This window comes from Streptomyces sp. NPDC096079 (assembly GCF_040303145.1).
Taxonomy (GTDB): domain Bacteria; phylum Actinomycetota; class Actinomycetes; order Streptomycetales; family Streptomycetaceae; genus Streptomyces.
The window spans coordinates 112,865-133,911 of the sequence record NZ_JBEOST010000012.1 but is presented as its reverse complement, the minus strand read 5'-3'; the positions used below and the strand labels follow the sequence as shown (position 1 = coordinate 133,911).

At 72.1% G+C, this 21,047-nt stretch carries 17 protein-coding genes; 8 read left to right on the top strand and 9 right to left on the bottom strand.

Annotation, left to right across the window (positions count from 1 at the left end):
• Nucleotides 1-202 precede the first annotated feature (202 nt).
• From ABTY59_RS24005 to ABTY59_RS23985, 5 genes are all read left to right on the top strand, one after another.
• A complete protein-coding gene (locus ABTY59_RS24005; protein WP_352021061.1) occupies nucleotides 203-1,642 on the top strand; it encodes a lamin tail domain-containing protein in 1,440 nt (479 codons plus the stop codon).
• A 189-nt stretch (nucleotides 1,643-1,831) separates the two neighbouring features.
• Entirely contained in the window at nucleotides 1,832-2,449 is a 618-nt protein-coding gene (locus ABTY59_RS24000) for a 3'-5' exonuclease (protein WP_352021060.1), read from the top strand.
• Between the two features lie 44 nt (nucleotides 2,450-2,493).
• The gene (locus ABTY59_RS23995; RefSeq protein ID WP_352021059.1) at nucleotides 2,494-4,161 is read left to right on the top strand and encodes a serine protease; all 1,668 of its coding nucleotides are present in this window, start codon (nucleotides 2,494-2,496) and stop codon (nucleotides 4,159-4,161) included.
• Nucleotides 4,162-4,438: 277 nt separating this feature from the next.
• The gene (locus tag ABTY59_RS23990; protein WP_352021058.1) at nucleotides 4,439-5,533 is read left to right on the top strand and encodes a baeRF3 domain-containing protein; all 1,095 of its coding nucleotides are present in this window, start codon (nucleotides 4,439-4,441) and stop codon (nucleotides 5,531-5,533) included.
• 142 nt (nucleotides 5,534-5,675) lie between these two features.
• A complete protein-coding gene (locus tag ABTY59_RS23985) occupies nucleotides 5,676-6,182 on the top strand; it encodes a DUF1269 domain-containing protein (RefSeq protein ID WP_352021057.1) in 507 nt (168 codons plus the stop codon).
• 149 nt (nucleotides 6,183-6,331) lie between these two features.
• Here the strand turns inward: ABTY59_RS23985 and ABTY59_RS23980 are convergent, their stop codons facing one another.
• The 6 genes from ABTY59_RS23980 to ABTY59_RS23955 form a co-directional block, all read right to left on the bottom strand.
• Entirely contained in the window at nucleotides 6,332-7,597 is a 1,266-nt protein-coding gene (locus ABTY59_RS23980) for an arginine deiminase (protein ID WP_352021056.1), read from the bottom strand.
• Between the two features lie 91 nt (nucleotides 7,598-7,688).
• Nucleotides 7,689-9,149 carry a basic amino acid/polyamine antiporter gene (locus tag ABTY59_RS23975; RefSeq protein ID WP_352021055.1) on the bottom strand — a complete coding sequence of 487 codons (1,461 nt, stop codon included), beginning with the start codon at nucleotides 9,147-9,149 and terminating at the stop codon, nucleotides 7,689-7,691.
• Between the two features lie 434 nt (nucleotides 9,150-9,583).
• Complete coding sequence (locus ABTY59_RS23970; protein WP_352021054.1) at nucleotides 9,584-9,883, bottom strand: YkvA family protein; 300 nt, start codon at nucleotides 9,881-9,883, stop codon at nucleotides 9,584-9,586.
• 401 nt (nucleotides 9,884-10,284) lie between these two features.
• Nucleotides 10,285-11,505, bottom strand: coding sequence for a metallophosphoesterase (locus tag ABTY59_RS23965; RefSeq protein WP_352021053.1), 1,221 nt, complete (start codon nucleotides 11,503-11,505; stop codon nucleotides 10,285-10,287).
• 148 nt (nucleotides 11,506-11,653) lie between these two features.
• The gene (locus tag ABTY59_RS23960) at nucleotides 11,654-12,280 is read right to left on the bottom strand and encodes an HIT family protein (protein WP_352021052.1); all 627 of its coding nucleotides are present in this window, start codon (nucleotides 12,278-12,280) and stop codon (nucleotides 11,654-11,656) included.
• A gap of 732 nt (nucleotides 12,281-13,012) precedes the next feature.
• Nucleotides 13,013-13,888 (bottom strand): RNA repair domain-containing protein, encoded by an 876-nt coding sequence (locus ABTY59_RS23955; RefSeq protein WP_502995413.1) that lies wholly within the window; start codon nucleotides 13,886-13,888, stop codon nucleotides 13,013-13,015.
• A 387-nt stretch (nucleotides 13,889-14,275) separates the two neighbouring features.
• Here ABTY59_RS23955 and ABTY59_RS23950 point away from each other — a divergent pair, with 387 nt between their 5' ends.
• Complete coding sequence (locus ABTY59_RS23950) at nucleotides 14,276-14,695, top strand: hypothetical protein (RefSeq protein WP_352021051.1); 420 nt, start codon at nucleotides 14,276-14,278, stop codon at nucleotides 14,693-14,695.
• Between the two features lie 11 nt (nucleotides 14,696-14,706).
• A complete protein-coding gene (locus ABTY59_RS23945; protein ID WP_352021050.1) occupies nucleotides 14,707-17,475 on the top strand; it encodes an ATP-binding protein in 2,769 nt (922 codons plus the stop codon).
• Between the two features lie 51 nt (nucleotides 17,476-17,526).
• On the opposite strand, the gene ABTY59_RS23940 is transcribed toward ABTY59_RS23945, so the two are convergent.
• Nucleotides 17,527-18,711 (bottom strand): FG-GAP-like repeat-containing protein, encoded by a 1,185-nt coding sequence (locus ABTY59_RS23940; RefSeq protein ID WP_352021049.1) that lies wholly within the window; start codon nucleotides 18,709-18,711, stop codon nucleotides 17,527-17,529.
• Nucleotides 18,712-18,806: 95 nt separating this feature from the next.
• Nucleotides 18,807-19,292, bottom strand: coding sequence for a MarR family winged helix-turn-helix transcriptional regulator (locus ABTY59_RS23935; RefSeq protein WP_352021048.1), 486 nt, complete (start codon nucleotides 19,290-19,292; stop codon nucleotides 18,807-18,809).
• Nucleotides 19,293-19,388: 96 nt separating this feature from the next.
• Here ABTY59_RS23935 and ABTY59_RS23930 point away from each other — a divergent pair, with 96 nt between their 5' ends.
• Nucleotides 19,389-20,360, top strand: a complete 972-nt coding sequence (locus ABTY59_RS23930) for a quinone oxidoreductase family protein (protein ID WP_352021047.1) — start codon at nucleotides 19,389-19,391, stop codon at nucleotides 20,358-20,360.
• A gap of 99 nt (nucleotides 20,361-20,459) precedes the next feature.
• Here ABTY59_RS23930 and ABTY59_RS23925 read toward each other — a convergent pair whose 3' ends face one another.
• The gene (locus ABTY59_RS23925) at nucleotides 20,460-20,804 is read right to left on the bottom strand and encodes an SCO0607 family lipoprotein (protein WP_502995412.1); all 345 of its coding nucleotides are present in this window, start codon (nucleotides 20,802-20,804) and stop codon (nucleotides 20,460-20,462) included.
• Nucleotides 20,805-21,047 lie beyond the last annotated feature (243 nt).

The following is a 21,047-nucleotide window of genomic DNA, read 5'->3' as shown; positions in this document are numbered from 1 at the left end:
CCGTCCCCCTCCCCGTACACCGGGTGCGCGCCCCCGTCTCCCCGGCTCCGACGGCCTCGCGCACGCTCCCCGGCAGCGCGTCGACCCGTCGTTCGACGTGCGTTCACCCGGCAACCGGACCGACGCCGACCGCCGTTCGGCATCGGCCGGGACTCTCGTCTCGCCCAGTCACCACTCCTCCTCTCCTCCCGGGACGGACACCGTGTTCGAAGTACGCGCTCCCCGCGGGCGTCGTCGGCTCGCCCTCTTCCGCCGCGCCTCGCTCCGCCTGGTCGTGGCAGGCTCCACGATGGCCGCGGCCGCGTCGGCGCTCGTGTCCCCGGCCCAGGCCGCCCCGGCGGACGACATCCGCATCAACGAGGTGGTGACCACCGGCAGCGTCAACGACTCGATCGAGCTGTTCAACAAGGGCGCGGCCGCCGTCGACATCTCCGGCTGGGTCCTCAAGGACGACAACAACAGCTCGAAGTTCACCGTGCCGTCCGGCACCACGCTCGGCGCGGGCGCCGTGAAGGCCTTCGACGTCTCCGCGTCGTTCGGTCTCGGCTCCGGCGACAAGGCCCGCCTCTACCTGCCCGGCGGCAGCACGCTGGTCGACAGCTTCACGTGGACGAGTCACTCCGCCCCGTCCTGGTCGCGGTGCCCCGACGGCACCGGCGCCTTCCGCCAGGCGCCCCTGACGCTCGGCACCCTCAACTCCTGCGGCGGGGGCGGTACGGGACCGGAGGCCTGGCCCGGCGGCAGCTCCGTGGCCACGGCCGACGGCTCCGACGTCTTCGGTTCGGACCTCAGCGGCCTGTACGAGGAGGGCTCCGTGATGTGGGGCGCCCAGAACTCCGGCAAGCTGTGGCGGCTGGTCCGTGACGGGTCCGGCGGCTGGCGGCCGGACACCGCGAACGGCTGGACCTCCGGCAAGACCCTCCGGTTCCCCGGCGGCACCGGCACCGCCGACAGCGAGGCCGTGACCCTGACGGCCGCGGGCGCCGCGGGCGGCGCGTACGTGGCGAGCGAGCGCAACGGCGACGCCTCCGGCACCAGCCGCCTGTCCGTCCTCCGGTACGACGTCACCACGGGCACCGGCACCAGCCTGACCGCCACCAAGGAGTGGAACCTGACCGCCGGCCTGCCCGCGGTCGGCTCCAACGCCGGCTTCGAGGCCATCACCTGGATCCCGGACGCCACGCTCGCCACGGCGGGCTTCAAGGACGAGTCGACCGGCGCGGCCTACGACCCGAACCGCTTCGGCGCGCACACCGGCGGCGTCTTCTTCGTCGGTGTGGAGGGCACGGGATCGGTCTACGGCTACGTACTCGAGGACGGCGGCACCGCCACCCGGGTCGCCACCCTCAGCAGCGGCATGGCCGGTGTCATGGAGGTCCAGTGGGAGCCGCAGGCCGCGCGCCTGTGGCTGGTCTGCGACGACACCTGCTCCGGTCAGCACCGGACCATGAGGATCGGCGCCGACGGCGCCTTCGCCACGGCCGCCGTCTACAACCGCCCGGCCGGCATGTCCAACCTGAACAACGAGGGCTTCACGCTCGCCGCCGCCGACGAGTGCGTGGCCGGCACCAAGCCCGTCTACTGGGCGGACGACAGCAACACCAGCGGTCACGCGATCCGCAAGGGCACCATCAGCTGCTGACGATCGGCAGACGACAGGACGGGGTGCCCCCTTCGTCGGGGGGCACCCCGTCCTGTCGTGCCAACCCGGCAAGCGAGTTGCGGGCCGCCCCGCCGGCGGTTTCGCACCGAGCCCGCACCGCTCCCCCGAGCCGTCCGGCCGGTCGAAAACCGGATGCCCCGCCCCGCCCCGGCTCCCTAACCTGCCGTCATGGAACACGGACCGGCCCTGCTGAACGTCATCGACGTCGAGGCCACCTGCTGGGAGGGGCAGCCGCCGCCCGGTGCGGTGAGCGAGATCATCGAGATCGGACTGACCGTCGTCGATCTGACGGCCCGACGGCGCGCGGGCCGGCACCGCATCCTCGTACGGCCCGAACGCTCCCAGGTGAGCGCCTTCTGCACCGAGCTGACCGGCCTCACCCAGGCCGAGGTCGCCCGTGGCGTCGGCTTCGCCGAGGCGTGCCGGACGCTCGCCGACGATCACGACGCGCGCGGCCGCCCCTGGGCGAGCTGGGGAGACTACGACCGCAAGCAGTTCGAACGGCAGTGCCGGGCGGCCGGAGCGCCCTACCCGTTCGGCCGGCCGGCCGAACGGGGGCACACCAACGCCAAGGCGGTCTTCACCGAGGCGTACGGCCTGCGGAAGCGGCCGGGCATGGCGGGCGCCCTCCGGCTCGCGGGACTGCCGTTGGAGGGCCGTCACCATCGGGGCGAGGACGACGCCTGGAACATCGCCGCCCTCGTCCTGGACCTGGTGGAGCGCGGGGCCTGGACGACCCCGGGGAGCAGGACGCAGAACGGGTGGCGGTCCATCCCGGAGATGTGATCCGGCTCACGGGAACCAGGGGGCGGGCCCGTCCAGTGCTGATCATGAACGTCAACTCGAAGAACTCTCCCTCGTCCGTCGCCTCCGCCCCCGACCGGACGGCGACCCGCCGCTCCGTGTTGCGCGGGCTCGGCGTCGCGACGGCCGCGGGCACCGCCGCCGTCTGCCTCCCGGCCGTCACGGCCCACGCCGCGCCCGCCGGCCCCGCCGCGCGGCGGACGCGCGGTGCCTCCGGCACGTACGCGCTGACCCTCGTCCACCTGGGCCGCGACGGCACGCCCACCACCGCCTACCGCACCCTGCTGACCGCCCTGTCCGGACCCGACGCCGGCAGCGGACGGGAGCTGAAGGACTCGCCCAGCACCGTCACCCTCCAGGTGCCCGGCGGGCGGTACGTGCTCGACGCGAGCATCTCCACCAAGCCGGTGGGGGACGAGAACTGGGGGAACGACTGGCTCGTGCAGCCCCGGCTGGACGTGGACCGCGACATGACCGTCGTGCTCGACGCCCGGGTCGCGCGCCCGGTGGACATCCTGCCGCCGGTCGCCGACGCCAGGTTCGAACAGAACGGGGTGTTCGCCGAGGTGACGTACGAGGGGGTCACCGGGTTCGTGCACCTGCTGACGATGTCGCCCGACCTGCGGGTCGCACACCTGGGGCCGGCCGCCGAGCGCGGGTCCGTGCGGACCTGGGTGGACGCGTACTGGAGCCGGCCGGGCGGCGTCTGCGCCCTCGGCTACGCCTTCCGGGGCGAGCGGGCCCTGAACGGGCTGGTCCGGCACCCCGCGCTCGGCGACCTGGCCACGCTGGAGGTCCGCGCCGCGGCGTCCACGTCCGGCGAGGCAGCGGCCCTCGTCTCCTTCTCGCCGTCCCAGGGAGCGTCCCCGGCACTCGGGCTGCCGGTGCGGCCGGGCGGCACCGGGACGTTCCTCCTCACGCCCGAGCGCGGCCCCTGGGACCTGGTGTACGGCTCGCCGTCCGAACCCGAGGTGCCCGCCAACAACTACTTCCTGCTCGGGCAGTCGTTCACGCCCGGCTCGACCACGGTGCACACCTTCGACACCCCGGTCTTCGGCCCGACCCTGGACTCCTCGCACGGCGCCCGGCCACTCGCGCAGCGCACCGGCGACACCCTGGACCTGGCGGTGCCGCTGCTCGCCGACGGCGACGGCCACGCGCCGTCCTCGCCCCGGTTCACCGCGTCGACCGTCACGCTGCACCGCAACGGCACGCTGCTCGCGACCCTCCGCGGCGAGAAGCCCGGGCACGCCCGGTTCACGGTGCCGGCGGGGCGGGCCGCCTACCGGCTGACGGCGAGCGCGACGCGGTCGCGGGGCAGCGTCACGGCGGCGTGGACGTTCACCTCCGCCGCGACGGCCACCGCCACCGACCTCCCGCTGAGCGCCGTACGCTTCGGCCCCGACCTCGCGCTCGACGGCACCGCCCCCGCGCACACCACGAGCCGGGTGGCGGTGACGGTGGAAGGCGCGGCCCGGCAGTCGGGCGTGCGGTCGCTGACCGTCTCCGTGTCGACGGACCGGGGCGCCACCTGGACGCCGGCGGCGGTGACCGGCGGACGGATCACGGTGACGACACCGGCTCCCGGCATGACGGTGTCGCTGCGCGCGCAGCTGACCGACGTACTGGGCAACACGCTGACCCAGACCCACATCGACGCGTACGTCACGCGGACCGCCACCGGCACCCGCTGACAGCCGTGGCCGCACGGGCGGCGCTCGGATCGCAACGGGCCGCGTGACCCCTCCACACTCCCGTCGTCGTCGGCCCTCGGACGGCGGTACGCCAGATCGCGAAAGGGGTCATTTCGGGCAAGGATGGCGGAGTGTGGACCGGCCTTCGGCGGGTTCTTCGTCCCCGACGGGGACTCGGCACGGCAGGACTCGACCGGGCGGCTCAGCGGCGTCGAGCAGCGGCCCGGCCCGCCCTCCGTGCGGCCGGAGTCCCTCCCGCCCATCGAAAGGTGAGTTGATGAACCCCGAGCTCAGTACCACCGCGCTCGCCGAGCTGCGTCAGCCCCGTCCGTACCCCGCCGTGTCGCTCCTGATGCCGACCCACCGTCGCGAGCCGGACAACGCGCAGGATCCCGTACGCCTGCGCAACCTCCTGGCCCGGGCGGAGAAGGACCTCCAGGACGACCCCGGCGTGACGCGGGAGCGGCGTGCGGACGTGCTGAGCCGGCTGGAGCGGGCGATCGCCGAGGTCGACCTCGTCCATGCGGAGGACGGGCTGGTGATCTACGTGGCGCCGGGCGAGCACCACGTGTGGACGGTGTCCCGGACCGTCCCCGAGCGGGTGGTCGTCGCCGACACGTTCCTCACGCGCAACCTCGTCGCCGCCCGCTCCGCCGAGCGGCCCTACTGGGCCCTGACGGTCGCGGCGGACCGGATCTCGCTGTGGAACGGCTCACGCGAACGGGCCGTCGAGCACACGGGGGACGGCTTCCCGCTGACGCGGAGCCTGGAGGACCCGGACGCCGAACGCAAGGAACGCATCGGGGACCTGCCGAGCACCTTCCGCGACGAGGACGCGCGCACCTTCTTCCGGGAGGCGCACGAGGCACTGCGGACCGTCCTCGCCTCCGAGCCCCGCCAGCTGTACGTGATCGGCGAGCCGCCCGCCGTGGCTCTCCTCGAGGAGACGGGCTCGCTGCCGCAGGGCACGTCCACCCTCCACCAGGGCGGTCTCGGCCAGGGACCCGAGGCGGCCGTACGCAAGGCCGTGGAGCCGCTCCTCACCGCCCACGAGGAGGCGGTGACGGCCACGGTGCTGGCCGAGCTGGACGCGGCACGCGGCCGGCGTGAGTACGCCGGCGGCCTCGACGAGGTGCACGAGGCCGCGAAGGAGGGCCGGATCCGCCTGCTCGCCGTCGAGGAGCACTACCGGACCGTCGTACGCGACTACGGCGATCACCTCGAACCCGCGGACGCGTCCGACCTCGACTCCCGCGACGACATCGTGGACGAGATCGTCGAGAAGGCCCTGGAGACGGGCGCCGAGGTGCGGTTCGTCCGCGACGACGCCCTGGCGGACGTGAACCGCATCGCCGCGGCCCTGCGCTACTGACGACGGCCCACGACCGCACGCCACCGGAGGGCACCGTGAACTGCGAGCGGAAGCAGCCCCTGGTCATCAGCAGGCAGCCCCCCGAGCCGGTGCTCATGCCGCGACTCACCAAGGCGCAGAGGTACGGAGAGAGGATCACCGCATGTCCGAGCTCATCGTCATCGGGTACGACGATCACGCGGTTGCGACCAAGGCCTTCAAAGAGGTCCAGAAGCTCCGCGACGACCGTGTGGTCGAGCTGAAGGGTCTCGCCGTCGTCAGGGTCGACGAGGACGGCGAGACCCATGTGGACACCCCCGCCAAGAAGGAGGAGGTCGCCCTCTCCGCCACGGCCGGCGCGCTGTGGGGCATGGTCTTCGGCATGCTGATCCTCACCCCGGGCATCGGAGTGGTGGGCGCGGCACTCGGAGGCCTCATCGGCAAACTGACCCAGATGGGCGTCGACAACGGGTTCCGGAAGAAGGTGAGCGATCTCCTGGAGCCCGGTGCGGCAGCCGTCGTGATCATGGCATCCACGATCACCGAGGACCGGTTCGCCGCGGCCATGGAGCCCTTCGGCGGAACCGTGCTCAAGACCTCCCTCCCGGAGGAGAGCGAGCGGGAACTCGCCGAGCAGCTCGCGGGTCCCGAGCCCGAGACGGCGGGCTGACGCGGAATCCGCACCGTCCCACCGCCACCGCCGCACCCACCGCCATCGCACCGTCCCACCGCCACCGCCGCACCTCCACGGGCTGCCGACACCCCTCACCGGGGAGTCGGCAGCCCGTGGCCGACGGGGGCACATGGGGCCGGGGCGCTTCAGAAGTCCACGGCGTCGCGGATGAGCGGGCAGGTCATGCAGTGCCCGCCGCCCCGGCCGCGGCCGAGTTCGGCGCCGACGATGGTGATGACCTCCACCCCCGCCTTGCGCAGCAGGGTGTTGGTCTGGGTGTTGCGGTCGTACGTGAAGACGACACCGGGTTCGAGGGCCACGGCGTTGTTGCCGCTGTCCCACTGCTGGCGCTCGGAAGCGTAGACGTCTCCGCCGGTCTCGATCACCCGGAGCCCGGGCAGACCGAGGCCCTTGGCCACGACGTCGACGAACGGGGCGGAGCCCTCGTCGGTGATCTCGACACCCGGCGCCCTGTCGGTCGGCCGGAGCGAGAAGGTGTGCACGGCGTCCATGATCGTCGGATAGACCGTGACGATGTCGCGGTCGGCGAAGGTGAACACGGTGTCGAGGTGCATCGCCGCGCGCAGCTTCGGCATGCCGGCCACGATCACGTGCTCGGCCGCGCCGTTCCGGAACAGGGCGGCGGCGACCTGGGTGACGGCCTGGCGTGAGGTGCGCTCGCTCATGCCCATGAGCACGACCCCGTTGCCGACCGGCATGATGTCACCGCCCTCGAAGGTGGCCTGGCCCCAGTCCTGCTCGGGATCGCCCCACCAGACCGTGGAGCCCTTGAAGTCCGGGTGGAAGGTGTAGACGGCCTTCATGAGGAGCGTCTCGCCGTGACGGGCGGGCCAGTACAGCGGGTTGAGGGTGACGCCGCCGTACAGCCAGCAGGTGGTGTCGCGGGTGTAGAGCGTGTTGGGCAGCGGCGGCATGAGGTACTCGCGTGCCCCGATTCCCTCCCGGGCGAGGGACACGTACCCGGAGCGGAAGTCATCGGGCAGGTCGGCCGTGGACAGTCCGCCGATGAGGAACTCCGCCAGCGCGCGGGGGTCGAGGGAGTCGAGGAACGCTCGGGTGTCGTCGACCAGTCCGAGGCCCACCTCGTTGGGCGCGATCTTCCGGTCGAGGAGCCAGGCCTTCGCCTCGGGGATCGCCATGGTCTCGGCGAGCAGCTGGTGCAGCTCGACGACGTCGACACCGCGTCGGGTGAGCTTGTTGACGAAGTCGGCGTGGTCGCGCTGCGCGTTCTCCACCCACATGACGTCGTCGAAGAGCAGGTCGTCGGAGTTGGTCGGCGTCAGCCGCCGGTGCGCGAGACCGGGGGAGCAGACCAGGACCTTGCGCAGCCGTCCCACCTCGGAGTGGACGCCGAGCGCGGACGGTGCGGAGCCGGTCTGGGTGCTGTTCATGGTCAGCCTTTCCGAGGGGAGTCGGGTGCGTGTCCGGTCGGGTGCGTGTCCGTGCGGCCGCGGTTCCGACCGGATACGTGTCCGTGCGGGTTCAGAGCTCGATCCAGCCGGCGGCGAGGGCGACGACACCGATGACCGCCCCGACGACGGAGACCGCGCAGATGAGGGCCTCGGCGGGGGAGAACGGGCGCCGGTTCTGCTCGCGCCTGGCCTTGACGAACAGGAAGGTGGCGGGGGCGTAGAGGATGAAGGAGACGAGGACGAACTTGAGTCCGGCCGCGTAGAGGAGGAAGGCCGTGTAGAGCGTGGCGACGACGGCGACGACCAGTTCCCGCCGGGTGCCGCGCCCGGTCACCCGCTCCGCCTCCGGCCGCAGCGCGATCTTCACGGCGAAGGCGGCGGCCAGCAGGAACGGGATGAGACTCAGGGCGCTCGTCAGGTCCAGGGCGAAGTTGAACGCGTCGTCGGAGAAGGCCGTCACGACCAGGACGACCTGGCTGAGGGCCGTCGTCAGGAGCAGGGCCGGGACGGGAACGTCGTCGCCGCTGGAGCGCCCGAGGAAGCGGGGCATGTCCTTGTCCTTGGCCGCGACGAACAGCACCTCCGCGGCCATCAGCGTCCAGGCGAGATAGGCGCCGAGCACGGAGACGATCAGACCGACGCTGACGAAGGCCTTGCCCCAGGTCCCGACGGCGGCCTCCAGGACGCCCGCCATGGAGGGCTGCCGCAGCTCGGCGATCTCGCTCATCGGCAGGATCCCGTACGACACGATGGTCACCGAGGCGAAGATCGCGAAGACGCTGAGGAAGCCCAGGATCGTGGCCCGTCCGACGTCCTCCCGGCGCTTGGCGTGCCGCGAGTAGACACTCGCGCCCTCGACGCCGAGGAAGACGAAGACGGTGGCGAGCATCGTCCCGCGGACCTGGTTGAAGAGCGATCCCGCGTAGTCGGCGCCTGCGAAGTTGTCGGCGAAGACGGACGGCTCGAAGGCGAAGAGCGCCAGGATGATGAAGACGAGGATGGGCACGATCTTGGCGATGGTGACGATCCGGTTGATCGCCGTCGCCTCCTTCACGCCCCGGCGGATGAGGAGGAAGAAGCACCAGAGCCCGACGGAGGACAGGATGATCGCCAGGGCGGTGTCGCCGTCGCCCAGCGCCGGGGCGACGGCGCCGATCGTCGACATGATCAGGACCCAGTAGGTCACGTTGCCGACGCAGGCGCTGGCCCAGTAGCCGAAGGCGGAGAAGAAGCCGAGGTACTCGCCGAAGCCGGCCTTGGCGTACGCGTACACGCCGGCGTCCAGGTCGGGGCGCCGGACCGCCAGGGTCTGGAAGACGAAGGCCAGCATCAGCATGCCGAGGCCGGCGACCGCCCAGGCGATCAGCGCGCCGGCGACCCCGGTCTCCTGGGCGAACCGCCGGGGCAGCGAGAAGACGCCGGCTCCGACCATGGAGCCGACGACCATGGCGGTGAGCGTCAGCAGCGTCAGCTTGGCCGTGGGCGGGGAACCGCCTGAGGAGGCCTCGGTGCTGCTTTCCGCATGGGTCATGGGGCACCTCGTAGACGGGAGCGTTCCGTTGCGGCAGTAACAGGGGAATCTAACTGCTCAGATGCCGATTTATACCGATTTCATGACGTCACGCGAGGGCGCGTCGACCGTGGCCCCGGGGTGCCCGGGGCGCGTGGCCTACATTGCGCCGATATGAGAAAAGCGGATGAATCACCCGCGGGTCACTGATGAGGGGGTTCTCCGTCGCAGGTCTGGCGGCGGTGCCCGGCGGTATCCGGCGGTATCCGGCGGGTTCCTCGGGCATCGGGGCGAGGCCGCGGCGCCGACGTCCTTCCCGCAGCCGGCGGTGGCCACCTCGAAGCGCGGGCGACGCATTCCGCCGCCTGCATCATCGGAGTGGAAGACCACCTGCCGGTACCTCCTCGGCGAAGACACCGTGTGGCCCGGACGTCGGCGGGGGGCCTGGAGCTCCGCTACGGGCCTTCGGGAAGCTGTTCGGTCGCGGCCTTGCTCTTCGTGGCCGCCGCGTGCAGCACCCGCAGGGCGATCAGGAGCACACCGATGTCGTCCAGGTAGACCGGGTCCGGAATGAGGTCGACGGGCGAGATGGTGTAGGCCACGGCGGCCCAGAACAGGGCCTTGGACTGCAACGGGACGCCGGCGTCCAGCAGCAGCCGACGGGCGCGGAAGACGCGGACGAGCAGTACGGCGGCGAAGCCGGCCAGTACGAGCAGCAGCACCACGGCCGCGATGGCCCAGAAGGATCCGTCCATGCCCATCTCCTGCCCGATACCGGTCGCCGGATGCCGGGTGTGTGCGTCGTAGGGGCCGCGCCGGTCGACCGCGGTGCGTTCCAGGCTACGACGAGGGAGGTCCGTACGACGATGAGGAGCGTGATGACGAACCCGGCGTGGGCACCGCCGACGCTCACGCGGAACATGTCGCGCACGACGCGACGGTCCTCTGCGAGAACCCTCTCGTAAGCGTTCGGCTCTCGCCTCGGACCGTCCTGCTTCCCCTCGCCCCGCTCCACAAGCCCCCTCGACACACCCTGGCCAAGCCGAGTCCGACAGTCCCATGGACGCGCCGGCCCGCCACGAGGTTGCCCTTCGGCAACTTTCGACACGGCCTACTCCGACGCGGCCTGCTCCGACGTGGCCTGCTCCGACACGCTCTACTCCGACGCGGGCTCTCGCGTGGAGCGGAGTACGAGCAGCGTGATCTCGCTCGGGGCGAAGACGCGGAAGGGCGGGCCCCAGAAGCCGGTGCCCCGGCTGGTGTACAGCAGGGTGCGAGCGCCGTGGTGGCTGAGCCCCGCGACGGAGGGCTGGTCGAGGCGGACCAGGTAGTGGAAGGGCCAGATCTGGCCACCGTGCGTGTGGCCGGAGAGCTGGAGGTCGATGCCGTGCTCCGCCGCCCGGTCGATGAACGTGGGCTGGTGCGCGAGGAGCAGGACGGGCAGGTCGGGGTCGGCGCCCTGGAGGGCTCCGGCGAGGTGGGCGCGGTGCCCCACCAGCCCGGAGGACTCGGCCGTGACGTCGTCCACGCCGGCGACCACGAGGGTGTCACCCCCGCGCTCCAGCAGGAGATGGCGGTTGCGCAGCGGTTCCCAGCCCAGCTCGTCCATCAGGTCCACCCAGCCCTGGGCCTCGCTGTAGTACTCGTGGTTGCCGGTGACGTAGACACGGGCCCGGGTCGCCTTCACGGTGCCCAGCGGGGCGGCCTGCGCACGGCGGCGTTCGGCCGTGCCGTCCGCGATGTCGCCGGTGTGGCACACCAGGTCCGCTTCCAGGTCGTTCACCGTCTCGCAGACCCGGGCCGACCAGCGGGCGCGGTCGAGGGGACCGTAGTGGGTGTCGGTGATCAGGGCGACCCGGGTGCCGTCGAGGCCTGCGCCCAGACGCGGGAGTCGCACGTCGAGCCGGCGTACGCGTGGTACGCGCCGGGCCTCGACGTACCCCCACCCGAGCAGTACGGCGGTCACCCCGAGGACCGCCCAGGTGACGATCCGCGCGCGGTCCTGTCCGTCACCGACACCGGCCACGGTCAGCGCGAGCCGCAACAGGACGCCGAGCAGCACCGACCACGTGAACAGGACCCAGACGCCGCCCAGCAACGTGTCGCCCACGATCGCGGCCCGGTCCTGCTGGCGCCGCCCGTGGCCGCGCACCATCGCGAGCGGCATCCCGATCAGGCCGAGGGCGAACAGCGCGGTCCCGGTCACCGCTACGGGCAGAGGCCAGTGCTGCCCCGCGTGCAGGAGGACCCAGCACGGCACCGACCACAGAAGGACGGGAGCGATCAAGGGGAGGTACCGCATCAGGCGCTGCAGTCCGCCCGGTGACGCCGCGGGCGACTCCCCGGCGGCGGATCGGGTGTTACTGGTGTCAGCCATACGTCCTCCAGTGGTTCTGTCCGGCGGACGGATCGTACGAGCAAGGGCCCCGGGTACCCGCAGCGGCGTCCCCGCCCCGCCGGCGGCGCCGGTTCCGGGTACGGGCCGGGCATGTCCCGATCACCGAGCGGGTGGCCGGCCGGGGGGATCAGCCGCCGGGTGTCTCTCCGTCGGCCCGGCGGCGCCCTCCCGCGGAGGCGACCAGCGCGTCCGCGACGACCGCCGCGTCCGCCTCCGCGACATCCGCCGGATACTCCGGCAGCAGGTCGTCCCACACCGGCAGCCACGAACCGTACAGCTGGGCTTGCCCCGCGGGCCGGGCGAAGAACCAGATGTGCAGGTGCGCCCCACCGTCCCCGATCCGGTACACGTGAGCGCGCGAGACGTGCTCCAAGGCATGCACGTGACGGACGATGTGCGTGGTCAGCACGCCCAGTTCGGCCGCCAGCTCGTCGGGCAGGTCGGCCATGTCGTGGTGGTCGAGCGGATGCAGCATGAGCACCAGCGGCACCCCGACGCCCGTGATCCGCGTCAGCCGCCAGTTGTCGTTGAACCAGATGCCGTCACGACGGTCGCGGCACGCACCGCAGTCCGACGGATCCTCGCCGTGCCGTGCAGGCTCGGGCAGGACGGGTGGCCGCAAGGGCGAGACGCGCAGGCCGTCCTCCTCGAACGGGCTGATGTCCCAGCCGGTCATCCGCGCCAGTGGAAGCCGCTGCTCGGCGTCTGAGACCGCAAGCGCGTGGTCGTAGAACTCGTCAGGTCGCAAAGCCATGGTGCGAAGACTAGTTCGAGCAGCGGCCGCGCCGAAGCCGTGGCTGCTCCCGCCGCACCCGCCTCATGCGGTCCTGACCGCTGCGGCACAATCGGAGCCGACGAGTTGGCCGACGGTGGGGGTGGGGACGTGGGCCTCTTCGGTTCGCGAAGCCGACGCAAAGGCATGCCGGACGAGCCGGCGCTGCTGGCCGCGGCGGCCGGGAATCCCGGTGGCAGCGTCGCCGAGATCGACCCGACGTACATCGACGACCCGAACGGCTACGTACCTCCCGAGGACGGAGGGATCGGCACTGGTTCGATCTGGGCGCCGGGCTGGAGTGGGCCGGTGAACGGCTCCAAGAGCGGATCTACGAGGTCGACGGTGAGGACGACAGCGCCGAGCGGTAGAGAGGCGATCGCTGTTCTGGCTGCCGGCCGGCGGGTTCGGCGACCGCACTCCGTGGGGCGCGCGGACCTCCGGGGCCGGCTGTGGAAGGGAGAGGTGCGGTGTCGCAGGAGGCGCGTGACGCCAGGTTGGGCCTGACGGGCTTGACCGGCGCGGAGAGAGAAGCTCGTATCCGGCTGCTGACGGCCCATGTCGAGCGGGAAGCCGCCGCGGCGCGGGCGGCACTGCGGGCCCAACGACTCGACGGGGACGCGGCATCCGCGGCGTCTGCCCGGGAGCGCATCACAGCAGACAGCGAGGACACGGCCGTCTGACCGGGCGAGGTGCCGGCTCGTGGCCGAGGAGTCACCGGGGTGGGGGTGGTGGTGGCTCAGGGGCGGCGGTCGGGGAGGCAGCTGGTTCGTGCGGGTGGCGTATGTCGCCGTCGCCGAGGGCGACACGGGCTCGTACCTGCATCGGCTCGTCGCCGCGGCGGGACAGGACGACCAGCTCGTCGACCCGGGCGGACATGGGGCTCAGGAGCGCTTCCGCCGTGCGGGCGAGGTCCTGCGGGTCGGGTGTGCGGCCCAGGGACAGGTGCGGGGTGAAGCCGTGGGACTGTGATCCGCACAGGGGGAAGCGGAGTTCGAGGGACTCCCGCACCCGTGCCCAAGGATCGTGACCGGCGGCGGCCGGGTCGAGCCAGACGGTGGCGTCCTCGCGGTGTCCGAACCAGTGGACGCCCGACAGGCGTGCGGTGAACGGCGGCGTCTCGGCGAGTGCCGCGGAGATCAGCGGCAGGGCCCGGGGGAACTCGCCCTCGGGGACGAAGCCGAAGAGCACGTTGACGTGCGGCGGCCAGCGGCGGATCTGCCGGTCGTGTGTGCGGCGTATGTGCTGGATCGGTGGCCACAACTCCTCGGGCGGCAGCCAGGCGACGGCACTGCGGTTCGTCGGAGAGACGGCGAGGATGTCGCCGGGCGCAGGGACGGGTACGGGGCCGGTCTGCCCGGCGAGCGTCTCGTCGAGCCGGTCGACGCCCGAGGCGCGGTCCCACACGACCTGGCCGTCCGCCTCGAAGAACACGACCCGGTGCCAGGGAATCTCCCCGCCGGGCACGAAATCGCCGAGCAGGACACGCTTCGGCGGGGCTCCGCGCTCCGCGATCCCGATCACGAACCGCTCGGGATCGAACCGCGGGTCCCAGAGCACGCGGTGGTAGATCTCGTCACTGGTGTGCACGTCGGCACCTGCTCTCGACTACCAGGGTGCCGCGAGTCCGGCCGGCTCCGCAAACCTGCGCCCGTCCGACGGCGAGGCACACGGCCGGCCCGCCGGTCGCCGCAGACACCGGGCCCCCGGACTGGCAGCGTCACCACCTGCCCCCGCCGCGCGCGCCGCCGCCAAGCCCGCCGCCAAGCCCGACGGCCGCCTCCCCGACATAGCACCGCATCCTCGCCGACGGCCAGGACCACGGGCACAGCCTCGGCATCCCCTGGACGTGACGGTCGGCCACACCATCAAGACGCACCCAGCACCGAGGAGTGAACTGCCCCGCACTCCTGGCACCGAGGCCCTATCCTGAGCACCCAGGGGACAGGTGTTCGGAGTTGCGTCGAGGGGGATGCGTTGGATCCGATCGCTGTAGCAGGTCTGGCAGGTACGGCACTCGTCGGCGCCATGGCCACCGACGCCTGGCAGCAAGCGAGGGACGGCGTCGTCGCCCTCTGGCAGCGGGTGCACCCCGACCGGGCCGCCGACGTGGAGCGGGACCTGACCCGACTGCACACGCTCGTCGGCGACGGACAGGGCAGCAGCGACGTCACCGAGGCGATGGTCCAGGTGTGGCAGACGCGGCTGCGGGACCTGCTCCTCGCCGACGCGGCACTCACCACTGAGCTCATGGACCGGCTGGTTCGCCTGGCCGACGAGATCGGGACGCGGGGCACCGACGGCCAGGTCGTCGACACCCAGCACATGGAGGCGCACGCCTCCGACGGGGGCCGGGTCTACCAGGCCGGTCGCGACATGAACATCACCGAGCACTGACAGGGGCGACGGTGGCAACGGAGCCCGCGCGCGAGCCGTCACCCCCGAACCCCGCTCCTCCGCCCGCTTCCGCCCCCGCGATCCCCGGCGTCCCCCCGCACGTCCCCCACCTGGAGGCCGTGGCCACCGGCGGCGGCCGGGTCTACCAGGCCGCACGCGACCTCCATCTGTCCGAGATCCACCAGCACGCGGGCCCCGCCGGGCCCGCGGCCGTCGTCGAACCCGTCCTGCCCGCCGACGAGGCGGTGGGAGACGTCTTCGTCGGCCGCGGCGAGGAATCCCGCGACGTCCTCGCCATCCTCGATCCGGCCCACGGCGCCACCGGCATGGTCGTCGTCTCCTCCGTCGCCGGGCTCGCCGGCATCGGCAAGACGGCCCTCGCCCGCTCCTGCGCCGCCGAAGCCGTCGCGCGCGGCTGGTATCCGGGCGGAGCGGTCTTCGTCGACCTCAACGGGTACGCACCGCACCCCACCGACCAGGTGATGCCCCATCACGTCTTCGGGCCCATGCTCCACGCGCTCGGTTGGCGGGACCCGGTCGACACCGACCCGCGGGGGCAAGCAGCCCAGTACCACCGGCTGCTCGTCGAACGCGCCGCCGAAGGCCGCCCGGTGCTGCTGGTCCTCGACAACGCCTCCACCACCACCCAGGTGGCCGACCTCCTGCCACGCTCCCGCGCACACCGGGCGCTCATCACCTCCCGGCACACGCTCAGCGCCCGCGGCTCACGCACCCTCGTCCTCGGAACGCTCTCCCCGGCCGACGCGCGTACGCTCGTCGAGGAGCAGCTCGGCCTGCTCGTCCCGCACGACCGACGCGTCCGGCACGACCCGGACGGGACGGCACGTCTCTGCGCACTGTGCGGACACCTGCCGCTGGCCCTGCACATCGCGACCGCCCTGCTCGCCCGGGACCCCGACCGGACTCCGGGCGCGCTCGCGGACGAACTGGCCCGCGCGCACAGCAGACTCGACGTGCTCGACGACGGGGAACGCGCCGTCCGTGCCGCCTTCGACCTCTCGTACCGCCGCCTGACACCCGACCAGGCCCGCCTCTTCCGGATGCTGCCGCTCAACCCGGGCCCGCACATCAGCACCGAGGCCGCCGCCCGACTCGTCGACGGCACCGACGGCACGGTCGGAGGGGTGATCCGTGAACTCGCCCGCGCCCACGTCATCGAGCGTGCCGGGGCGGGACTGTGGCGCCAGCACGACCTCATCCGGGCCTACGCGATCGAGATCCTCAACCAGGAGGGCGACGACCAGGACCAGGCGTCGAACCGGCTGCTCGACCACTACGTCTCGCTGGCAGCGGAGGCGGTCCGGATCCTGCGGCACGGGACCGGCCGGGCGACCCCGCACTTCGACGACGACGAGCAGGCCCTGGGCTGGTTCGACCGAGAGCACCCCAACCTCCAAGCCGCCATCTCGATGGCCGCGACCTTCGGTGACAGGGACGGCGCCCTGCGCCTCCAGGAGGGGCTGGTCGCGCTCCACGCCCATCGCGGCCAGACCACGGAATGGGAAGCGGCCGCCCGGTCGGCGCTGCGCTTCGCCGTCGAGGCGGACGACCACGCGGGCCACACGTGGGCGCTGGACAACGTGGCCCTCGCCCTCGCCGCGGCGGGCCGCCCGGAGGAGGCGGCCGAGACGACCGAGCAGATGCTGCGTTTCCAGTACGAGGTGGTCGACGCCGCATGGAACGCGGCGTCGGCCTACGACGCAGGAGAGGCCCTGCGCCAGGCGCTCGACGCGGTGCTGGAGGGAGACCGTCTGCTCGGGGAGCACGACGGCCGGCTCGTGTACGACCTGTGCGTGAAGATCGCCGAGACCGTTGCCGAGTTCGGCCGGTATGGGCTCGGCGAGGCCTACGCGGACCTCGGCCTGCGCTCGCTGGAGACCGCCGCCGAGACGGCACGACGCACCGGGAACCACCTCGACAACGCCCTGGCCAGCGCCCGCCTCGCCCTGGAGCGGCACCGCACCGGCCGCATGACCGGTGCCCTCGACGGATGCACGCGCGCGCTGGAGCTCATACCCGAGGAGGGGGGCCACGACGAAGCCGCGTCCTGGCGGGAGGTGTGCGCACTCCTTGAGCGCTTCTGCCGTGCCCTGGCGACGGAAGGCCGGACCGCGCGCGCGGAGGGCACGTTCAACGCGACACGCTGGCGCGACGAAGGGCTGCGCTTCCTCCAGGCCGCCACCGACACCGCCGTGCTCGCCTACGGGCGGCTCGGCGACCGTGCCGGGCAGGCACGGCTCCAGAGCGGCCTCGCGCGGGAAGGCTTCGAGTCCGGCGACTACCGCCTGGCGGTCTCCGGCCACCGTCGCGCGCTCACTCTCCTCAGGGAACTCGGCGACACGGCCGGCCAGGGCACGGCCCTCGCGGAGCTGGCCCATACCTTCCTCCTGCTCGGCGACTACGAGCAGGCCGCCGCATCGGCAGAGCCGGCCATCGACCTGCTCGTCGACAACGACCACAGAGCCGGGGCGGGCCGTGCGTTGAGTACCCTGGCCAACGCCCTCTACCGGTCGGGCCGTCCGGACCAGGCCCTCCCCGCCGCGCGCCGCGCGGAAGCCCTGGCCGGAGAGACGGACGACCAGCAGGGCAGAGTGGCGGCCCTGCTCATCCTCGGCCTGGCACTCAGAGACACGGGAAACGAGGAAGAGGCCACAGCCGTCTGCGGACAGGCCATGGAGCTGGCGCGGAGGACCGGCAACGGATACTTCACCCGCTGGACCGCCCAGATCCTGACGAACGAGGGCTTCCCCGTCACGTAACCCGCCCACGCACCAAGAGATCCGCCCGGCTGTGGCCCCTTCGAGCAAGACTCAGAAGGCGCCGTTCAGATTCTGCCAGTCGCCGCCGCCGAGCCAGTCGCCCGCTCCGAGACCGCCCCTGCTCGTGCCCGCGTACCGGTACAGCATGCCGTCGTCGGCCCTCGTCGCGATGAGGTCCGGTCGGCCGTCTCCCGACCAGTCGCCGTTGGCGATGATCGTCGGCATGCCGTTCCAGCCGCCGCTGCCGACCAGGACCCGCGAACCGAGTGCGGCGGCCTTGCCCGGGTAGAGCCAGAGCTTGCCGGTCGACGCCTCGCGGGCGTAGAGGTCGGCCCGGCCGTCGCCGTTCATGTCACCGACGCCCACCAGGGCGTTCATGCCGTTCCAGCCGCCGGCGCCGATCAGCTTGCGTGCGCCCAGGGTGCCCGTGGAGGTGCCCGGGTACAGCCACAGCTTGCCGGTGGACTTCTCCACCGCGAGCAGGTCGGCCCGCGCGTCGCCGGTCATGTCGCCGAACGCGGCGATCCGGCTCATGGCGTTCCAGCCGCCGGAACCGATCAGCTTGCGCGCGCCCAGGCCGCCGGTCCCGGTGCCGGGGTAGAGCCACAGCTTGCCGGTGGACGTCTCGCGGGCGATCACGTCCTCCCGTCCGTCACGGCTGAAGTCGCCGTGCCGGACCAGGGCGTTGAAGACGTTCCAGCCGCCCGTGCCGACCAGTCGGCCACTGCCGTCGCCGGGCAGGAACCACAGGCGTCCGACCAGGTCACGGACGAGGACGTCCGCCCTCCGGTCGCCGTTCAGGTCGCCGAATCCGGCGACCTTGGGCGAGGTCTCCGCGAGCCAGTGGGGGTACGCGGGTCCCTCGCACTCCCGGATCGTGCGGACGACCTTCACCGAGCTGACGGACCTGCTGGCGATGCTGGTGGAATATCCGTCGTTCTCGTACCGCCCGGCAGCGTCCTCGTAGTTCGGCTCGTCAAAGGTGCAGGCGAAACCCGGCGTGCGGTTGATGATCAGGCGGAACTTGTTGTCCCACGTGCCCAGTGTCGCCTTGCTCGACTGCGTCTTGAACATCGAGCCCGTGCTGTCGGTGTTCGCCCACGCACAGAAGTACCCCGTGGGGCAGTCGCTCACCGCGGCCTGTGCGGGTGCGGCGCCCGCGCCGAGCAGGCCGAGCGAAGTGAGTCCCAGCGCGGCAGCCGTGGGGGCCAGACGCCGGAACAGGGGTGTACGCATGAATTCCCTCCCTGAAGCGACGCGGGCGTGATGTCGATCCGCGTCACGGGGAGGACCGTATCCTCCGCCCCCACCTGCTGCTACGGGAGCGCTGTCTACTGGCGGCGGGGGGTCTGCCGGGTCAGCACGCTGGTGGCGCGTTCCAGCAGGGCGCAGAGAGCGGTGAGTTCCTCGGGCTCGAACGCCTTGGCGAGGGCGCGTTCGAGGACGATGACCTCCCGGTAGGCGTCGTCCAGCACGGTGCGGCCTTGATCGGTCAGGGAGGTGAGGAGCACCTTGGCGTGGGCCGGCGACGGTGTGCGGGAGATGAGGTCCTTCTTGTGCAGGCCGGTCAGGACCGTGGCCATGGTCTGCTGGGTGACGCCGCAGGCCCGGGCGAGTTGTGCGCCGGACTGATCGGGTTCGGCCGAGAGTGCGAGCAGCACGGTGTACTGCGTCATGGTCAGTCCGTAGCCCCGCAGGACGGCCTCATGGTGGCCCATCAAGGCCTGCTCGGCACGCCGGATGCGGCCGCAGAGGTAGTCCTCGGCCGGGGTCTGGGCCTTCCGGTGCGCGGCCGCGCCGGCCGTCGATCCTGTCACCGTTAATCAGCTCCCTTAGTTGACTCAGCATGCTGAGACGCATACGGTCGGTGCATCCGCGCGTATCAGCATACTGATTCACCTGGGGGTAGAGACATGAAGGCTGCCGTTCTCGACACCGACGACCGGTTCCGCCTGACCGAACGGGACCGGCCCGTGCCCGGCCCCGGCGAGGTCGCCATCGCCGTCACCCACGCCGGAATCCAGTGGGGCGACGTACTCGTGCGCCGCGGCCACTTCCCGGTGCCGCGGCCCTTCGTGCCGGGGTTCGAGGCCGCCGGGCGGGTCGTCGGCGTCGGCCCGGGTGCCGACGAGTCCCTGCTGGGACGGTCCGTGACCGCTCTCACCGGCGGGGGTGCCTTCGCGGAGGTGGTGACCGCATCGGCCGCGCTCACCTTCGACGCCGAGGGGCTCGACCCGCGCACCGCCGCCGGGTTCGGCTGGGCGACCCCGACCGCGTACGACTTGATCCACACGGTCACCCGGGTGCGGCCGGGCGAGCGCGTCCTGATCCATGCGGCGGCCGGTGCCGTGGGCACCATGGCCGCCCAGTTCGCCAGGGCCGCCGGAGCGGGCCGTATCGTCGGCGTGGTCGGCGACACCGAACGGGCCGCCTACGCCGCCCGGTTCGGGTACGACCGTCTGATCACCCGGGCGGAGTTCGCCGACATCGCGGACGGGCGAGCAGAACAGGAGGAGTTCGACGTCGTCCTCGATCCAGTGGGCGGCCCCACCCGCCTGGCAGGCCTGCGACAGCTGGCCCCGCACGGCCGGCTGGCCATGTACGGCACCCTGGGCGGCCCCGCACCCGCCGCGCTCGACAGCGACGAACTGCTGATGAGCGGCCGGTCCGCGCTCTCCTACAACAGCGACCTGCTCAGCCGGACCCACCCGGAACGGCTCGCCGACAGCGCCCGGCACGCACTGCGGGCGGTCGCGGAGGGCACCGTACGGCCCGATGTGACCGTCGAGTACGAGCTGGCCGACCTCGATGAGGCCCTGGGCAGGCTCGCGGAGGGGAGGACGCTCGGCAAGAGCATCCTGAGGATCGCGCCGCACCTGAGGTAGAGGGACGGCCTCCTGGGAGCGACTGCCGCCGGGCCCCCGAGGCGGTCCACGACACGTCCGCAGGCGGGCGACGACGTGGTCGGATCCACCCTCGCCAGGTCAGCCGGCGCTCGGGGCGTCGATGATGTTGCCGTTCTTGTCGAGGGTATGGGTGTCCCAGTACAGGTCCCAGGTGTCGCCGACCTTCTGCGGCACCTTGCCCTCGGGGTAGCGCACGAAGCCGGCCGGGGGTTCCTGCCCGTCCGAGACGCAGGCGGAGCCGGTGCCGCCGACGGACATGACGGGGTACTCGCCGCTGCTGCAGATGTGCTCCTCGTACTGGAGGCCCGCGCATCCCGTCAGCGCCACGGCTGTCGCCGCGGTGACGAGTGCGGCCGCAGCGAAACGGAGTCGCGCAGCGTGCGGGGCACGGGCGGGGCGGCTCGTCGTGGGGAACACGGGCATGCTGATCTCCAGTCACTTGGTCGCTTGCTCTGCCCCACTCTTGCCGCCGTATGACTGCCATGACGTGAGTACGTGTACTCAAAGGGGGCGCGGGCGATCACCCAGAGGACTGCGACTGACTCCTCGCAGTAGTGACGCGTGAGAGAAGCGTTAGTGGGACGCAAGCGGCGCGGGACACGATGAGGGCCGTCCTCAAGGCGTGGCCCCGTGTCGACGGGCCGGCCTTCTCAGACTTTGGGAGAA

Excerpts from the sequence above, each read along its gene's own strand:
- ABTY59_RS24000 (WP_352021060.1), top strand. The coding sequence starts at position 1,832 with ATGGAACACGGACCGGCCCTGCTGAACGTCATCGACGTCGAGGCCACC.
- ABTY59_RS23995 (WP_352021059.1), top strand. The coding sequence starts at position 2,494 with ATGAACGTCAACTCGAAGAACTCTCCCTCGTCCGTCGCCTCCGCCCCC.
- ABTY59_RS23990 (WP_352021058.1), top strand. The coding sequence starts at position 4,439 with ATGAACCCCGAGCTCAGTACCACCGCGCTCGCCGAGCTGCGTCAGCCC.
- ABTY59_RS23985 (WP_352021057.1), top strand. The coding sequence starts at position 5,676 with ATGTCCGAGCTCATCGTCATCGGGTACGACGATCACGCGGTTGCGACC.
- ABTY59_RS23980 (WP_352021056.1), bottom strand. The coding sequence starts at position 7,597 with ATGAACAGCACCCAGACCGGCTCCGCACCGTCCGCGCTCGGCGTCCAC.
- ABTY59_RS23975 (WP_352021055.1), bottom strand. The coding sequence starts at position 9,149 with ATGACCCATGCGGAAAGCAGCACCGAGGCCTCCTCAGGCGGTTCCCCG.
- ABTY59_RS23970 (WP_352021054.1), bottom strand. The coding sequence starts at position 9,883 with ATGGACGGATCCTTCTGGGCCATCGCGGCCGTGGTGCTGCTGCTCGTA.
- ABTY59_RS23965 (WP_352021053.1), bottom strand. The coding sequence starts at position 11,505 with ATGGCTGACACCAGTAACACCCGATCCGCCGCCGGGGAGTCGCCCGCG.
- ABTY59_RS23960 (WP_352021052.1), bottom strand. The coding sequence starts at position 12,280 with ATGGCTTTGCGACCTGACGAGTTCTACGACCACGCGCTTGCGGTCTCA.
- ABTY59_RS23940 (WP_352021049.1), bottom strand. The coding sequence starts at position 18,711 with ATGCGTACACCCCTGTTCCGGCGTCTGGCCCCCACGGCTGCCGCGCTG.
- ABTY59_RS23930 (WP_352021047.1), top strand. The coding sequence starts at position 19,389 with ATGAAGGCTGCCGTTCTCGACACCGACGACCGGTTCCGCCTGACCGAA.
- ABTY59_RS23925 (WP_502995412.1), bottom strand. The coding sequence starts at position 20,804 with ATGCCCGTGTTCCCCACGACGAGCCGCCCCGCCCGTGCCCCGCACGCT.